Annotated in this window: 13 protein-coding genes; all 13 read left to right on the plus strand. The window is 31.8% G+C overall.

Annotation, left to right across the window (positions count from 1 at the left end):
- Positions 1-16 precede the first annotated feature (16 nt).
- The 13 genes from lpxA to hisB all read left to right on the plus strand — a co-directional run bounded on the left by lpxA (position 17) and on the right by hisB (position 16,479).
- On the plus strand, positions 17-802 hold the full coding sequence (gene lpxA, locus AC2D8I_RS01185; protein WP_484704155.1) for an acyl-ACP--UDP-N-acetylglucosamine O-acyltransferase: 786 nt from the start codon (positions 17-19) through the stop codon (positions 800-802).
- Positions 803-842: 40 nt separating this feature from the next.
- Positions 843-1,409: an elongation factor P gene (gene efp / locus AC2D8I_RS01190; RefSeq protein ID WP_484704156.1), complete on the plus strand. Its 567-nt coding sequence runs from the start codon at positions 843-845 to the stop codon at positions 1,407-1,409.
- Positions 1,410-1,472: 63 nt separating this feature from the next.
- The gene (locus tag AC2D8I_RS01195) at positions 1,473-2,411 is read left to right on the plus strand and encodes a UDP-3-O-(3-hydroxymyristoyl)glucosamine N-acyltransferase (protein WP_484704157.1); all 939 of its coding nucleotides are present in this window, start codon (positions 1,473-1,475) and stop codon (positions 2,409-2,411) included.
- A gap of 237 nt (positions 2,412-2,648) precedes the next feature.
- Complete coding sequence (gene sucD, locus AC2D8I_RS01200; protein WP_484704158.1) at positions 2,649-3,521, plus strand: succinate--CoA ligase subunit alpha; 873 nt, start codon at positions 2,649-2,651, stop codon at positions 3,519-3,521.
- A 138-nt stretch (positions 3,522-3,659) separates the two neighbouring features.
- Positions 3,660-6,638 carry a M16 family metallopeptidase gene (locus AC2D8I_RS01205; protein ID WP_484704159.1) on the plus strand — a complete coding sequence of 993 codons (2,979 nt, stop codon included), beginning with the start codon at positions 3,660-3,662 and terminating at the stop codon, positions 6,636-6,638.
- 196 nt (positions 6,639-6,834) lie between these two features.
- Positions 6,835-7,581, plus strand: coding sequence for a 3-oxoacyl-[acyl-carrier-protein] reductase (fabG, locus tag AC2D8I_RS01210; protein WP_484704160.1), 747 nt, complete (start codon positions 6,835-6,837; stop codon positions 7,579-7,581).
- A gap of 157 nt (positions 7,582-7,738) precedes the next feature.
- Positions 7,739-8,752 carry a hypothetical protein gene (locus AC2D8I_RS01215; RefSeq protein ID WP_484704161.1) on the plus strand — a complete coding sequence of 338 codons (1,014 nt, stop codon included), beginning with the start codon at positions 7,739-7,741 and terminating at the stop codon, positions 8,750-8,752.
- A gap of 46 nt (positions 8,753-8,798) precedes the next feature.
- The gene (locus tag AC2D8I_RS01220) at positions 8,799-10,832 is read left to right on the plus strand and encodes a vWA domain-containing protein (RefSeq protein WP_484704162.1); all 2,034 of its coding nucleotides are present in this window, start codon (positions 8,799-8,801) and stop codon (positions 10,830-10,832) included.
- Between the two features lie 10 nt (positions 10,833-10,842).
- Positions 10,843-11,655: a prohibitin family protein gene (locus AC2D8I_RS01225; RefSeq protein ID WP_484704163.1), complete on the plus strand. Its 813-nt coding sequence runs from the start codon at positions 10,843-10,845 to the stop codon at positions 11,653-11,655.
- A 324-nt stretch (positions 11,656-11,979) separates the two neighbouring features.
- On the plus strand, positions 11,980-12,837 hold the full coding sequence (gene hisG / locus AC2D8I_RS01230; RefSeq protein ID WP_484704164.1) for an ATP phosphoribosyltransferase: 858 nt from the start codon (positions 11,980-11,982) through the stop codon (positions 12,835-12,837).
- Between the two features lie 85 nt (positions 12,838-12,922).
- The gene (gene hisD / locus AC2D8I_RS01235) at positions 12,923-14,221 is read left to right on the plus strand and encodes a histidinol dehydrogenase (protein WP_484704165.1); all 1,299 of its coding nucleotides are present in this window, start codon (positions 12,923-12,925) and stop codon (positions 14,219-14,221) included.
- A gap of 50 nt (positions 14,222-14,271) precedes the next feature.
- The gene (gene hisC / locus AC2D8I_RS01240; RefSeq protein ID WP_484704166.1) at positions 14,272-15,306 is read left to right on the plus strand and encodes a histidinol-phosphate transaminase; all 1,035 of its coding nucleotides are present in this window, start codon (positions 14,272-14,274) and stop codon (positions 15,304-15,306) included.
- 39 nt (positions 15,307-15,345) lie between these two features.
- On the plus strand, positions 15,346-16,479 hold the full coding sequence (gene hisB, locus AC2D8I_RS01245) for a bifunctional histidinol-phosphatase/imidazoleglycerol-phosphate dehydratase HisB (RefSeq protein WP_484704167.1): 1,134 nt from the start codon (positions 15,346-15,348) through the stop codon (positions 16,477-16,479).
- Positions 16,480-16,508: the final 29 nt, after the last annotated feature.

Below are 16,508 nucleotides of genomic sequence, written 5' to 3' on the forward strand. Positions count from 1 at the left end.
AATAAAAAATAAAGAAATGAACCAACCATTAGCTTATGTGCATCCAGGTGCTAAAATCGCTAAAAATGTAGTGATCGAACCTTTTACTACAATTTATAATAATGTAACTATAGGAGAAGGAACTTGGATTGGAAGTAATGTAACCATTATGGAAGGCGCACGTATAGGTAAGAATTGTAATATCTTTCCAGGGTCGGTGATTTCAGCTGTACCTCAAGATCTAAAATATAACGATGAGGATACACTAACTATAATTGGTGATAATGTTACCATTAGAGAATGTGTAACTATTAATAGAGGGACAACAGATCGAATGAAAACAGTTATAGGAAATAATTGTTTGATTATGGCTTATTGTCATATTGCTCACGATTGTATTGTTGGTAATAATTGTATTTTTTCTAATAATACAACTTTGGCAGGACATATTAATGTTGGAGATTATGTCGTGCTGGCAGGTATGACAGCCGTGCATCAATTTTGTTCTATTGGAAACCATGCTTTTGTTACAGGAGGCTCACTAGTGCGTAAGGATGTTCCGCCTTACGTAAAGGCAGCAAGAGAACCTTTGTCTTATGTAGGAATTAATTCTGTAGGACTTAGAAGAAGAGGGTTTTCAACCGAAAAAATAAGAGAAATTCAAAATGTGTATAGATTATTATATCAAAAAAACTATAATAATACACAAGCTTCAGAGATTATAGAAGCCGAAATGGAAGCAACAACAGAACGAGATGAAATTCTTCAATTTATTAAGAATTCGCATCGTGGAATAATGAAAGGTTATTTCAAATCAAATTAAAAATAAAAGCATTTTAGCTAACAAATAAAAACCATACACAATGGCAAGTACATCAGATATTAGAAATGGATTATGTATTAAGTATAATCATGATATTTTTAAGATAATAGAATTTTTACATGTTAAACCAGGAAAAGGCCCCGCATTTGTAAGAACCAAACTAAAAAGTGTAACGACAGGTAAAGTCATAGATAATACGTTTTCTGCAGGACATAAATTAGATGATGTACGTGTAGAAACACATAAATTTCAATACTTATATAATGAAGGTGAAACCTTTCATTTTATGAATACAGAAGATTATTCTCAGATCGAACTGCAAAAAACAGTATTAGATTCTCCAGGATTAATGAAAGAAGGTCAGGTCGTTACCATTTTAATAAATTCTGAAGATAATATGCCACTTTCGGTAGATATGCCAGCGAGTGTAATATTAGAAGTTACGGCTACAGAACCTGGAGTTAAAGGGAATACGGCTACAAATGCTACCAAACCAGCAACAGTTGAAACAGGAGCAACAGTAAATGTGCCTTTATTTATTAACGAAGGCGATAAGATTAAGGTTGAGACCGAAAAAGGAACTTATAAAGAACGTGTAAAAGAATAAGGCAACAGCAGCGTGTCTTTTTATATTCGTAAACAGGAAATCCTTTTTATACTTACTGATTAAATGAAATTTTCAAAACAATATACTTTAAAAGCGATTGCTCAAATTATAGACTGTGACTTTATAGGAGCCGATGATTTTCCTGTTTTAGGAATGAATGAGATACACGTTGTGGAATCTGGAGACATTGTTTTCGTAGATCACCCTAAGTATTATAATAAGGCTTTAGAATCTGCAGCAACAATCATTTTGATTAATAAAAATGTAGAATGCCCTAAAGGTAAGGCGCTTCTTATAAGTGACGATCCGTTTAGGGATTTTAATAAACTGACTTTACATTTTAAACCCTTTCAAAAGAGCAATGAAAGTATCTCGCCTTCTGCTAAAATTGGGAAGCACACAATTATTCAACCGAATAGTTTTATAGGGAATAATGTAAGCATTGGCGATAATTGTATTATTCATTCTAATGTTAGTATTTATGATGACACCCTTATTGGGGATAATGTAACTATACACTCAGGATGTGTCTTGGGAGCTAGTGCTTTTTATTATAAAAATAGACCAGAAGGTCTTGATCAACTTATTTCTGGTGGCCGCGTTGTTATAGAAGATAATGTAGATATAGGAGCGCTTTGCACTATAGATAAAGGGGTTACTGGTGATACGACTATAGGAGCGGGGTCTAAATTGGATAATCAAATACAAATAGGACATGATACTGTTATTGGAAAAAAATGTTTGATAGCATCTCAAGTAGGAATAGCAGGCTGTTGTATTATAGAAGACGAAGTTACTATTTGGGGACAAGTAGGAACAAATAGTGGTATACGAATAGGCAAAAAAGCTATTATTCTTGGGCAAACAGGGGTTACAAAATCCGTAGAAGGCGGCAAAAGTTATTTTGGAACACCTATTGAAGAAGCTAGAGTGAAATTAAAAGAACTAGCTTACCTTAAGCAAATCCCAAACATCATAAGTAAATTAAAAAGTAATAATTAATACGGATCTGCAACTAATAAAAACCTAGGTCCTTAAAAATAAAAAGTTTAGCTTTAATCTTGTTATATGTAATATTAATAAGCAAGGCTTTATTAAAAAATACAGTTTCTTTTTGGGAAAGAAAAATTTAAAAAATAGCTTAGTAAATAGTAATCAAAATATTACTTTTGCTGTTAAACAGAAACCTCTTAATAGGTTTCAAAATATAAATAGAAAATTACCTAACATAAATATAAAATGAGCGTTTTAGTAAACAAAGATTCAAAAATAATAGTTCAAGGATTTACAGGTAGTGAAGGTACTTTTCACGCAGGTCAAATGATTGAATACGGAACAAATGTTGTTGGTGGAGTAACACCTGGAAAAGGGGGGCAAACGCATTTAGATAAGCCTGTTTTTAATACTGTTGCAGATGCTGTAGCAAAAGTAGGTGCAGACACCACAATTATATTTGTACCACCAGCTTTTGCTGCCGATGCTATTATGGAAGCTGCTGATGCAGGGATAAAAGTAATAATTACAATTACTGAAGGGATTCCTGTTGCAGACATGATTAAAGCTTCAGATTATATTAAAGGAAAGGCATGCCGCTTGGTAGGACCTAACTGTCCAGGGGTAATAACTCCAGGAGAAGCCAAAGTTGGTATTATGCCAGGTTTTGTATTTAAGAAAGGTAAAGTAGGAATCGTTTCTAAATCAGGAACATTAACTTATGAAGCTGCAGACCAGGTTGTAAAACAAGGATTAGGTATAACAACTGCTATCGGTATTGGAGGGGATCCAATAATAGGAACAACAACAAAAGAAGCTGTAGAGTTGTTAATTAACGACCCAGAAACAGAATGTGTTGTTATGATTGGAGAAATTGGAGGCCAATTAGAAGCAGACGCCGCTAAGTGGTACCAAGCAAGCGGTAGTAAAAAACCAATCATTGGTTTTATTGCAGGAGAAACAGCGCCAGCAGGACGTACAATGGGACATGCTGGAGCAATTGTAGGCGGTAGTGATGATACTGCTCAAGCTAAAAAAGCGATTATGAAAGAATGTGGTATTCACGTCGTAGATTCACCTGCAGAAATAGGGAAAAAAGTGGCTGAAGTTCTAGGATAATAGACTGCAATTAAACAAAAATAGAACGCAGCTTTTTTTGTTAAAAACTGTTAAAATATTTGTAATAAACAAACGTTATAAGTTCGTTGGCTTTACATTAGCTAACGAACTTTTATTTTTAATTAAAACTAACAAAAAATGAAACACCTAAAATTAGTTTTTGCACTTATGCTTGTAGCTTTCATCTACAGTTGCAAGAAGAGCAATAACACTAGTAATGTAGTAATGACCTATGAAACCGAAAGCAAAACAGATGCTAACGGTTTTAATTATGAGGTTGTTACAAATGACCCCACAGGATTGCGATTGTACACTTTAGACAATGGTCTAAAAGTTTATTTAAGTAAAAACACAGATGAACCTAAAATACAAACCTATATAGCTGTAAGAGCGGGTTCTAATTATGATCCAAAAGAATCTACAGGATTAGCACACTATTTGGAACATATGGTATTTAAAGGAACAGATGAAATAGGGACTATAGATTGGGAAAAAGAAAAAGTATATTTAGATCAAATTGCCGATTTGTATGAACAGCATCGAGCTGAAAGTGATCCAGATAAAAAATTAGCATTATATAAAAAAATTGATGAAGTTTCTTTAGAAGCTTCGAATTATTCTGTCGCTAATGAATATGATAAAATGACGAGTTCATTAGGTGCTACAGGAACCAATGCTCATACTTGGTTTGAAGAAACTGTTTATAAAAATAAGATTCCTGCAAATGAACTTAGTAAATGGTTGGCATTAGAAGAAGAACGTTTTAGCCAATTGGTGTTGCGTTTATTTCACACGGAGTTAGAGGCCGTATTTGAGGAGTTTAACAGAGGTCAAGATAATGATAGAAGAAAAAGTTACGCTGCAATGTTAGAAGGATTATTCCCTAACCATCCTTATGGTCAACAAAAAACAATAGGTACTGCAGAGCATTTAAAAAACCCTTCTCTAATAGATATTAACAATTACTTCGATAAATATTATGTGCCTAATAATATGGCTATGGTATTGGTAGGAGATTTGGATTTTGAAAAAACAATAAAGGAAGTTGAAAGTACTTTTGGTAAGCTTAAACGTAAGGAAGTAATGCATCCAGTGTTGCCAAAGGAAGCACCTATTAACACTGTAATTGCAAAAGAAGTATATGGGCCTACTGCAGAAGGAGTTACTCTAGCATTTCGCTCTGGAGGTGTAAATACAGAAGACGAGAAATTCGTGACGCTTTGTGATATGATATTAGCAAATGGAAATGCTGGATTAATTGATTTGAATTTAAATCAAAAACAAGCAGTACAACGCGCAGGGTGTTCCCCAACATTCTTAAACGATTATGGTTACCATAGTTTTAACGGTGCTCCAAAAGAAGGGCAGAGTTTGGATGAAGTAAAACAATTGTTATTAGATCAAATAGCATTACTTAAAGAAGGTGCTTTTGATGACTGGATGATTGAGGCTGTAGTTAATGATTTAAAAAAATCACAATTACAACAGTATGAAAATAGTACAGCGTTAGCTTCAGCTTATTATAATGCTTATATTCACCATGAGGATTGGAAAAAAGAAGTAGCGTTTCTAGATGCTTTAAAAGCCATATCTAAGGAAGAATTAGTAGCGTTTGCGAATACATTTTATAAAGATAATTATGTGGTAACCTATAAACGTAAAGGTGAAGATAAAAACATTGTGAAAGTTTCTAACCCAGGAATTACACCTGTAAAATTAAACAGAGATAAAGCTTCAGAATACATAAAAGAATTCAATAATAAAAAGTCTAAAGCATTAGAACCTGTATATGTTGATTATACAACAGCTATAAAAGAAACAAAAACGGATAATGGTTTAAAAGTTTCTTATATCGAAAATGAAACCAATGATTTGTTCAACTTGAATATTATTTTTGATATGGGAAGCGATAACGATAAAAAGTTAGGCTTAGCAGTTGGTTATTTAGCATATTTGGGTACAGATAAATATTCAGCAGAAGCGTTAAAAAAGGAATTCTATAAATTAGGGATAGATTATTCTGTTAACACTGGTGGAGAGCAAACATTTGTAGGTTTAAGTGGTCTTAAAGAGAATTTATCTAAAGGATTAGAGTTATTGGAACATCTATGGGAAAATGCAGTGCCAAATCAAGAGGCTTACGATAAATATGTGCAATCTATAGCAAAAGGAAGGCAAAATAATAAAACAAGTAAAGGAAGTATTTTGCGCTCAGGGTTATTGAATTTTGCAAAGTATGGTGAAAATTCAAGATTACGTAACATTATTCCTGTTAGTGAATTACAAGCGATAAATCCACAAGAATTAGTGGACTTAACAAAAGGAATAAAAAATTATAAGCAACGTATTTTTTATTACGGTAAAGATGTTGATGCTGCTGTAGCTGCAATTAATACGCTTCATAAAGTACCAAGTACTTTAAATGAATATCCAGAAGCGATGGCTTATCTTGAAAAAGAAACAGGAGGAAATGTTTATTTTGTAGATTATGATATGGTGCAATCTGAAATGATGTTTTTAGCAAAAGGAGAACCTTTTAAAGCAGAAAATATGGCTGCTTCTACATTATTTAATACTTATTTTGGAGGCGGATTATCTTCAATTGTTTTTCAGGAAATTCGAGAATCGAAATCTTTAGCGTATTCTGCATGGTCAAATTATGCAACAGCTCGTAAAAAAGAGGACGCTAATTATGTCATGGCATACATTGGAACACAGGCAAATAAAATGCCAGAAGCCGTAGATGCAATGATGGCTTTAATGAGTGATATGCCTGAAGCTGAAGAACAGTTTAATGCCGCAAAAGAAGCAACATTAAAAAAACTAGCTGCACAACGGATTACAAAATCAAATGTTTTTTGGAATTATGAAAGGCTTAAAAAGTTAGGTATCGATAACGATAATCGTGAAGCGATGTATAATGCCATAAAAACGATGACAATGGAGGATCTTCGTGAGTTTTTTAACAAAAATATAAAAGGAGAAAACTACAATGTAATGGTAATAGGAAATAAGAAGGATATTAATTTCGATGCCTTACAAAAATTAGGAAAAGTACAAGAAATGGATGTCGATTACTTATTTAACTATGAAAAGCCTGAAGAAGTAAAACTATAAGTTTTTTATAAGAAATCTTGTAAAGACAAGGATAATCTCTTAGTAAAAACCTCACAATTAATTGTAAATTGTGAGGTTTTTTTTATTCTTAACACAGAGTAATTGTTATATTTGAAATTGTAAAGATAAATTCATTTTAATAGTCAACAATTATAAATTAATAATAACTGTTGGAATAAAAAAATAGTAAAGTCAAATGAAAATATTAGAAGGTAAAACAGCCATTATAACAGGGGCGAGTAGAGGAATAGGAAAAGGTATAGCACAAACATTTGCACAACAAGGTGCTAATGTAGCTTTCACCTACAGTTCGTCTGTAGAGGCCGCAAAAGCATTAGAAGAAGAGTTAAATGCTTTAGGGGTAAAAGCAAAAGGTTACCAAAGTAATGCAGCCGATTTTTCTCAAGCGCAAACATTGGCTGAAGACGTTCTAAAAGAATTTGGAGCTATAGATGTATTAATTAACAATGCAGGAATAACAAAAGATAACCTTTTAATGAGAATGGGAGAGGGCGATTTTGATAAGGTAATAGAAGTAAACTTAAAGTCTGTATTTAATATGACTAAAGCAGTTCAACGTACGATGCTTAAGCAACGTAAAGGATCTATCATAAATATGAGTTCTGTAGTTGGCGTTAAAGGTAATGCAGGGCAAGCTAATTACGCAGCCTCTAAAGCAGGAATCATTGGGTTCTCAAAATCGATTGCTTTAGAGTTAGGGTCAAGAAATATTAGAAGTAACGTCGTTGCGCCAGGTTTTATTGAAACAGAAATGACAGCTAAATTAGACGAAGACATTGTAAAAGGATGGCGAGCAGCCATTCCATTAAAAAGAGGTGGTACGCCTGAAGATATTGCTAATGTCTGTGTATTCTTAGCTAGCGATATGTCTGCCTATGTTACTGGACAAACATTGAATGTTGATGGCGGAATGCTAACTTAATATTAAATCTTTTAAACATAAAAAATCACTTAAATTATGAAAAAAACAATTTTACTATTTGTTTTAATGCTAGTTATTGTTGCGTGTCGTTCAGCAGCTTAAAAAATAAAAAACTCTAAGCCCATACCATGTTATGGGCTATTTAATTTAAAAAAAAATGAAAAAATCCCTACTATTTTTATTATTATCGGTTTTATTAATTAATTCAACTATTGCACAAGTTTATGTGGGAAAGATAAAGCCTAGTAAATCGATTTATACAAACAAACCTAAAGTATTAAAAAAAGATGACTTCGATAGGTTTAAAAAAACAAAAACTTTTTTTGTGTATAACAAAAACATTTATGAATCAACATTTTCTAGAACAGAGTTTGAACGTTTTATAGATGAAGTTTGGACGGTTACAGAGTTCGAGGTTATTAATGCAGATGAAATTCTAGAGAAAGTTAAAATAGGTAATTCAATAGCTTATTTTACATCTAGTGAATTGGTTACTATTGGAATTTATGATAAGGGAATAGAGAATACTCGTTTAGAGTTTGGTGTTGTTAAAGAGTTTAAGAAAAAGAAAAAGAAAACGTATTTAATTACAGATATTGTTGCTGATGTATTTATAAGCATCGGAACCAGGTCATTTATTAGTCATAGTGATAAAGATCTTATTTCGTTAAATAATAAACCTATGAAGATGACTGTAGGAGCTTCTCAATTTGCAAATTATATAAAATTCGTGAATAATAAAATAGAGTATAACCAGTCGTATATTTCTTGGGGAGATTATGTAGATAAAAATGAAATTAAAAACCTTAAAACAAATAAGCTATATCTTACGTATTTAAATATAGCAGGGAGCGCTTATGGAAATGGAGTTGTTAGTAAAGGAGAGCAAAAAAAATTGGATGCATTTTTAGATAAATATAAAAAAGAATACAATTATAAATTAGTTGTTTTAATGACGGAAAAAGAATTGTCGGATTTAATTCTAGAAAAAAAGAAGAACAACGAAAATATCTATTATCTTACGACTAACCTAAGCAGACACTTTAAAGTTGTTAATATTTTTGATATAAAGGGAAATATAATCTTTCAAAATTACCAAGGAACTTCATGGATGCTTAAGGTAAAGGATATGAAAGATATAAACAAGGCGATTGAAAAAGGAAAATTTTAGATTTAGAAATAGTTTTTATTCAATTAAAAAATGAAACAATAAATAGTTGACGACACAAATATTACTATATATTATACTGGCTGGAATTATAGCGCTTTTATTAGCGCTTTTTCAATATAAAAACAAATCAAAAGGAGGTTTGAAAAAAAATCTCTTTTTGATTTTTTTAAGATTCAGCTCTGTTTTTGGGATACTATTACTACTTGTAAATCCTAAATTAGAGCAAATAAAAGTATATACAGAAAAACCAAATTTAGTTCTTGCAGTAGATAATTCGAGCTCTACCAAATATTTAAAGCAAGACGATAAGGTAATGGAGTTGCTGGAAGTAATTAAAAACAACAGTGCATTAAATGCTAAATTTAATGTTAATATGTTTTCTTTTGGGGAAACGTTAAAAGCCACAGAAGCTTTAACGTTTAATGAAAAGCAAACGAATATGGATAAAGCATTTAGCGCATTATCTCAAGTATATAAAAATACAATAGCTCCAACAATACTCATTACAGATGGAAACCAAACCTATGGTAATGATTATGAGTTTTCTGCTAAAAAATATAAGCAAGAAATATATCCTGTAATCCTAGGGGATACCATACAGTACACAGATATAAAGCTTCAGCAACTTAATGTTAATAAATATGCTTATTTAAAAAATAAATTTCCAATTGAAGCTATATTGGTATCGAATGGAAATAAAACAATAAATACACGATTTATTGTTACTTCTGGGAAGTCTACTTTATATTCAAAACCGGTTACTTTTACAAAAAATAATAACTCCAAAATCATTAACTTCACTTTACCAGCAAATCATGTTGGAGTAAACACATATAAAGCAACAGTAGTTTCAATTGAGTCTGAAAAAAATAAAATAAATAACACTAAAAACTTTGCAGTAGAGGTAATCGATCAGAAGATGAAAGTCGCTATTGTTAGTTCTTTTTTGCATCCTGATTTAGGCGCTATTAAAAAAAGTATCACGCATAACGAACAGCGTGAAGTTACATTGCTTACACCTAAAGAATTTGAGGTAGAAAAAGATGATTTTCAACTAGTTATATTGTATCAACCGAATAATAGCTTTAAAAAAGTGTTTGAGGTTTTAAAAACAGAAAATAAAAATAAATTTATTATTTCTGGATCAAAAACAGATTGGAGGTTCTTAAATTCGCAAACGTCAAATTATAATAAAAGTATTACCTCTCAAAAGGAAGCATACCAAGGGTACTTAAATCTTAATTATAAGTCATTTATAATAGAAGGTTTAAGTTTTGAATCCTTTCCACCGTTAGTATCTTCATTTGGAGAAACAGATTTTAGAGTCCCGATTGAAACACTCTTATATAAAAAACTAGGTAATATAGATACAGAATCCCCATTATTAGCAACTTTTGAAGCTAATGGAAGGCGAGAAGCCATTCTTTTTGGCGAAAACATATGGAAATGGAGAGCGCAAAGTTTTTTAAATACAGAGACATTTAATGGTTTTGATAATTTTATTGGAAAGCTGGTACAATATTTAGCATCAAATAAACGAAAGAATAGATTAAACCTAGACTATGAGTCCTTCTATCAAGGGAATACAAATGTTGTTGTTAAAGCGCAGTTTTTTAATAAAAACTATGAGTTTGATGCCACAGAACACTTGAATATTAATATAACAGACGCAAAAACAAAAAAAACAAACACCTTTCCGTTTATTTTAAAAAGCAATAACTATCAAGTAGATTTAAGTAGTTTGCCTGCATCTGAATATACTTTTACTGTATCAGCATCCCGAGAGTCTATTTCAAAAGCAGGGCAATTTAAAGTGTTGAATTATAGTGTGGAACAACAATTTTTAAATGCAAACGTAACAAAGTTACAACAGTTAGCGACTAATAGTAAAGGCGCTAGTTATTTTATTGCAGATTATCAGGAATTATTTACTAAGTTATTAAATGATAAACGGTATTTACCTGTACAAAAAAGCAATAAAAATAGTGTCCCTTTAATAGATTGGAAATACCTGTTGCTTTTAATAGTTTTAGCCTTAGCAACAGAGTGGTTTATACGAAAATACAACGGATTAATATAAATTTATAATAATGGAAAAATTACCAAAAATAGCTTTACCTGTAATAATTGCGGGGATCGCATTGTTAATATTAGTATCAAAATCTGCCGTAACTATTGGACCGGGTGAAGGAGGTGTTATATTCGAGCGTTTCGGAGATGGAATTAATACAGAAAAGACCTATGGAGAAGGGTTTCATATTGTTGCGCCATGGAACACAATGATTATTCGTAAAGTGAGACAACAGTCAATTTCCGATGAAATGAATGTGTTATCTGTTAATGGATTAGAAGTTAAAGTTAATGGAACCATTTGGTATGAACCTGAATTTTCAAACCTTGGAAAATTAATAAAAACAAAAGGACAAAATTATGAAGTCGAATTATTAGATCCGGCCATTAATGCAGCTGCACGAAGTGTTGTTGGACGTTATACTCCAGAGCAATTGTATTCTAGTAAGCGGGATGTTATAGAACAAGAAATTCTAGAAGAAGTAACAACACTTTTAAAAGATCAATACCTGAGTGTTAAAAAAGTACTAGTTGAAGATGTGAAATTACCACCAACAATTAAAGAAGCTATAGAACGTAAATTAAAACAGGAACAAGAATCTTTAGAGTACGAATTTAGACTCGTAACTGCAGATAAAGAAGCTCAAAAACAACGTATAGAAGCGCAAGGTAAAGCCGATGCAAATAAAATTTTAAGCGCATCTTTAACAGATAAAATTCTTCAAGATAAAGGAATCGAAGCAACCATTAAATTATCTGAATCACCAAACAGTAAAGTTATCGTTATTGGCTCTGGAGACAGTGGAATGCCAATAATATTGGGCAATCAGTAATATAAGAGTTCAATTTTTATGTAAAATGCGTCATTTAAAAATGGCGCATTTTTTTATGTTTTAATATTGCGTTTTTATAAGCGTAAAAATATTTTTAAACTTAAAAGTTTGGAACTTTAATATAATTTTTAAATATTTGCCAAGAATAAAAAAGCAAAAATGAATTTTACTCAATTACATCATCATCATTTTCATCCTAGCAATCAGGCGAGCTGAAAATGTATTGAGTAAAACCAAAATATTAAAAAACCCGTTTGAGCTAATCATACGGGTTTTTTGTTTCTACTCGAAATGGATTGGTTCATACCTATAAAAATTAGAATAATGAACAAATTAAGAATTGCAGTTCAAAAATCAGGGCGGTTAAATATAGATTCAATGAAAATTCTAACCGACTCAGGGATTTCTATAGACAATGGAAAAGACCAACTAAAAGCATTGTCGCAAAACTTCCCGCTAGAAGTATTTTACCTTAGAAATGGAGATATTCCACAATATTTACGCGACGGAGTTATAGACATCGCCATAATAGGAGAAAACATACTTATAGAAAAAGGACGTGATTTAGTAATAGCCGAGCGTTTAGGATTTTCAAAATGTAAAGTATCTATAGCGGTACCTAAGAATTCATCAGCAAATACGTTAAAAGATTTGAAAGGAAAGCGTATTGCAACGTCTTATCCTAATACAGTTAATGAATTTTTAACAAAAAATAACATTAAAGCTAATTTGCATATCATTAATGGTTCTGTTGAAATAGCACCAAATATAGGCTTAGCAGATGGTATTTGTGATATTGTATCTAGTGGAAGTACACTATTTAAAAATGGATTGAAAGAAGTGGAGGTTTTGTTGCACTCTGAAGCAGTATTAGCTGTTTCTCCAAGAATTTCAGAAAAAAATAAAATTCTTATGGAGAAATTAAGATTTAGAATACAGTCCGTTTTAAAAGGACGTCACTCAAAATATGTACTAATGAATGTTCCAAATGATAAGCTTGAAGAGATTGTGAAAATATTACCAGGAATGAAGAGTCCTACTGTGTTGCCCTTGGCTAAAAAAGGATGGAGTTCTGTTCATTCTGTAATACATAAAAATGTCTTTTGGGAAGTTATAGACAAACTTAAACAAAAAGGAGCACAAGGCATTTTAATTTGTCCCATTGAAAAAATGGTGGTCTAATTCGGTGCTTTTATTTGCCAAGAAAAAGATGTAATTAATAATAAAACACTTTAAAAACGAATAAGTGTTAAATCAATAAAATGATATGAAAATAGTTTTTAATCCCAAACAAAGTGAATGGAAAAGCCTTTTAAAACGTCCTGTTTTTGCCTTGGAGGATATTGAAATTAAAGTAAATCAGATTTTTGATGATGTAAAAATAGATGGAGACGAAGCTATTGCGAGATATACGCGATTGTTTGATGATGTAGTTTTAAAATCTAATATCGTTTCTAGTGCAGAGATTGATAAAGCAGTCGCCTCAATACCTTTAAAGCTAAAGGAGGCCATTAAAAAAGCAAAAGCAAATATAGAAGCTTTTCATAATGCACAAAAAACAGAAAAAGTTTATTTAGAAACGGAAAAAGGGGTTATCTGCTGGCAAGAAAAAAAGCCTATAGAAAAAATAGGCTTATATATTCCCGGAGGCACAGCTCCTTTATTTTCAACCGTTTTAATGCTAGCTATACCTGCAAAAATAGCTGGATGTAAAGAGCTAATTTTATGTTCTCCCCCATATTGTAAAAAAGGAAAGATTGCTAATGAGATCTTATATGCAGCACAATTGTGCGGTGTTACAAGAATAGTAAAAGTAGGTGGGATTCAAGCTATTGCAGGATTAACTTTTGGAACACAAACCATTCCCGCAGTTTATAAAATTTTTGGACCAGGAAACCAATTCGTAACGGCTGCAAAACAGCTAGCTACCAAATTTGGAGTTGCTATAGATATGCCCGCTGGGCCTAGTGAATTACTTGTTGTTGCAGATCATACAGCCAATGCTGCTTATATCGCTTCAGATTTACTAAGTCAAGCAGAGCATGGTACAGATAGTCAGGTCGTTTTAATTTCAACATCTAAAAAAATATTAGAAGCAGTCATTACTGAGATAGAAAAACAAATCCCCATTTTGCCACGTAAATCTATTGTAAATCAATCGATTAAAAACGCTAAAATCATTTGTGTTGAAAATGACGATATTGCGATAAAGTTAATTAATGAATATGCTCCAGAGCATTTAATAATTTGTTCAGAAAAAGAAGATTTATATATTGATAATATTCTAAATGCAGGTTCCGTTTTTATTGGTAATTATACTCCTGAAAGTGCAGGAGATTATGCTTCGGGAACAAATCATACACTACCAACAAATGGAGCTTCTAAGGCTTATTCGGGAGTTAACTTAGACAGTTTTATGAAGAGTATTACATTTCAAAAAATTACAAAAGAAGGCTTGTTAAACCTTGGGCCTACAATAGAGCTAATGGCTGAAGCCGAAGGTTTGCGAGCACATAAAAATGCAGTAACCATTCGATTAAAAGATATACAAACCCCTTTAAAATGAAACAACATACAAAACTAAAAAAAGCGCCTTAAACTAATAAATTATATATTATGAACATTCAAGATTTAGTAAGAGAAAACATTAAACTGTTAAAGCCCTATTCTTCAGCAAGAGATGAATTTCAAGACGTAAAGTATAATATGATTTTTCTTGATGCAAATGAAAACCCTTTTAACAATGGAATTAACCGTTACCCCGATCCGCAACAAAAAATTGTTAGAGAATTATTATCTGAAATAAAAGGCGTACCAACACATAATATCCTCCTAGGAAATGGAAGTGATGAAATTTTAGATATGATTATTAGAATCTTTTGTAACCCAAAAGTAGACCAGGTCATTACATTGCCTCCTAGTTATGGAATGTATGAAGTGTTGGCAGGTATAAATGGTATAGAAGCGATCAATATCTCACTAGACTCAGATTTTCAACCTAAAGTAGATGATATTCTGCGAGCTGTAAAAACAAATACTAAATTATTGTTTTTATGCTCTCCAAATAACCCGACAGGTAATAGTTTTGATAAAGCTAAAATAGAAAGGTTATTATTAGAGTTTAATGGTATTGTGGTTATAGATGAAGCTTATATTGATTTTTCAGAGGAAGAAAGTTGGTTGAGTAAATTAGCAACATATCCTAACTTGATTATTATTCAAACACTTTCAAAAGCTTATGGAATGGCAGGAATAAGATTAGGCGTTTGTTATGCCTCAGACTATATAATAGCTATGTTAAATAAAGTAAAACCGCCCTATAATATAAATGAGTTAACCCAGCAAAGGGCTTCTAAAATATTATTATATAAAGAAGGTTTAAAAAAAGAAATAAAAGTCATATTGGAAGGACGCGCTAGACTAATATCTCAATTAGCAGACCTATCTTTTGTAGAGAAAGTCTATCCAACAGATTCAAACTTTTTACTTGTAAAAGTTGATGATGCGCATAAGCGATATCGTGAATTAATTAAGCATGGAATTGTAGTTAGGGATAAATCAGATCAACCATTATGCGATAACTGTTTAAGAATAACTATAGGAACTTCTAATGAAAATAGAAAGCTTATTTATACTATGAAAAAGCTTTAGGATAAAAAAGAATAAACCCTAGGAGAAAATTATGAAAAAATGAAAAAAGTATTATTTATAGATAGGGATGGCACACTTATAAAAGAGACTTTAGATGCGCAAATAGATGCTTTTGAAAAATTAGTTTTTTATCCCAAAGTCTTTCAGTTTTTAGGCAAAATAGCAAAAGAATTGGAATACGAAATAGTAATGATTACTAATCAAGATGGATTAGGGACAGTGAGTTTTCCAGAGGAGACTTTTTGGCCTGTTCATCAATTCATTATTCAAACATTTGAATCTGAAGGAGTTGTTTTTAGTGAGCAATTTATAGATACTACATTTGCAAAAGACAATGCCGCAACACGTAAGCCTAACACAGGATTGTTAACACAGTATTTTTCTAAAACTTACGATTTGGCTAATTCATTTGTAATAGGAGATCGTTTAACAGATGTAGAATTAGCAAAAAACTTAGGAGCTAAAGCTATTTATATTAATAACAAGACTCCTTTAGGAATAAATGAGATTACTATAAAAAGCAGTGAGTTAAAAGCTTATATAGCACTGGAAACAAATGACTGGGAAGCCATATATACCTTTTTAAAACGAAAAGGACGAAGCGCGAACATCGTTAGGCATACGAATGAAACATCTGTTAATATTGAGCTAAATCTAGACGGAACAGGGCAAAGTTTAATACACACAGGCATTGCTTTTTTTGATCACATGTTAGACCAAATAGCGAAACACGGACAATTAGATTTAAAACTAGAAGTAGAGGGTGATTTAGAGATAGATGAGCATCATACAATAGAGGATACAGCAATAGCTTTAGGAGCGGTATTTGCCGATGCATTAGGCCCTAAAATAGGAATAGAACGTTATGGATTCAGTTTACCTATGGATGATTGTCTTTCGCAGGTAGTTATAGATTTTGGTGGGCGCAGTTGGCTTGTTTGGAAAGCGGAATTTAATCGCGAAATGATAGGGAAAATGCCAACAGAAATGTTTATTCATTTCTTTAAATCATTTAGCGATGGGGCTAAATGTAATTTAAATATAAAAGCAGAAGGCGTTAATGAGCACCATAAGATAGAAGCTATTTTTAAAGCTTTTGGAAAAGCCATAAAAATGGCAGTGAAACAAGATCTAGAAAAAATGATTTTACCATCAACTAAAGGGGTGATTTAGTTTTTTCTATACATAAAGTTCTATCAAAT

Source organism: Lacinutrix sp. YIN62 (assembly GCF_057219185.1).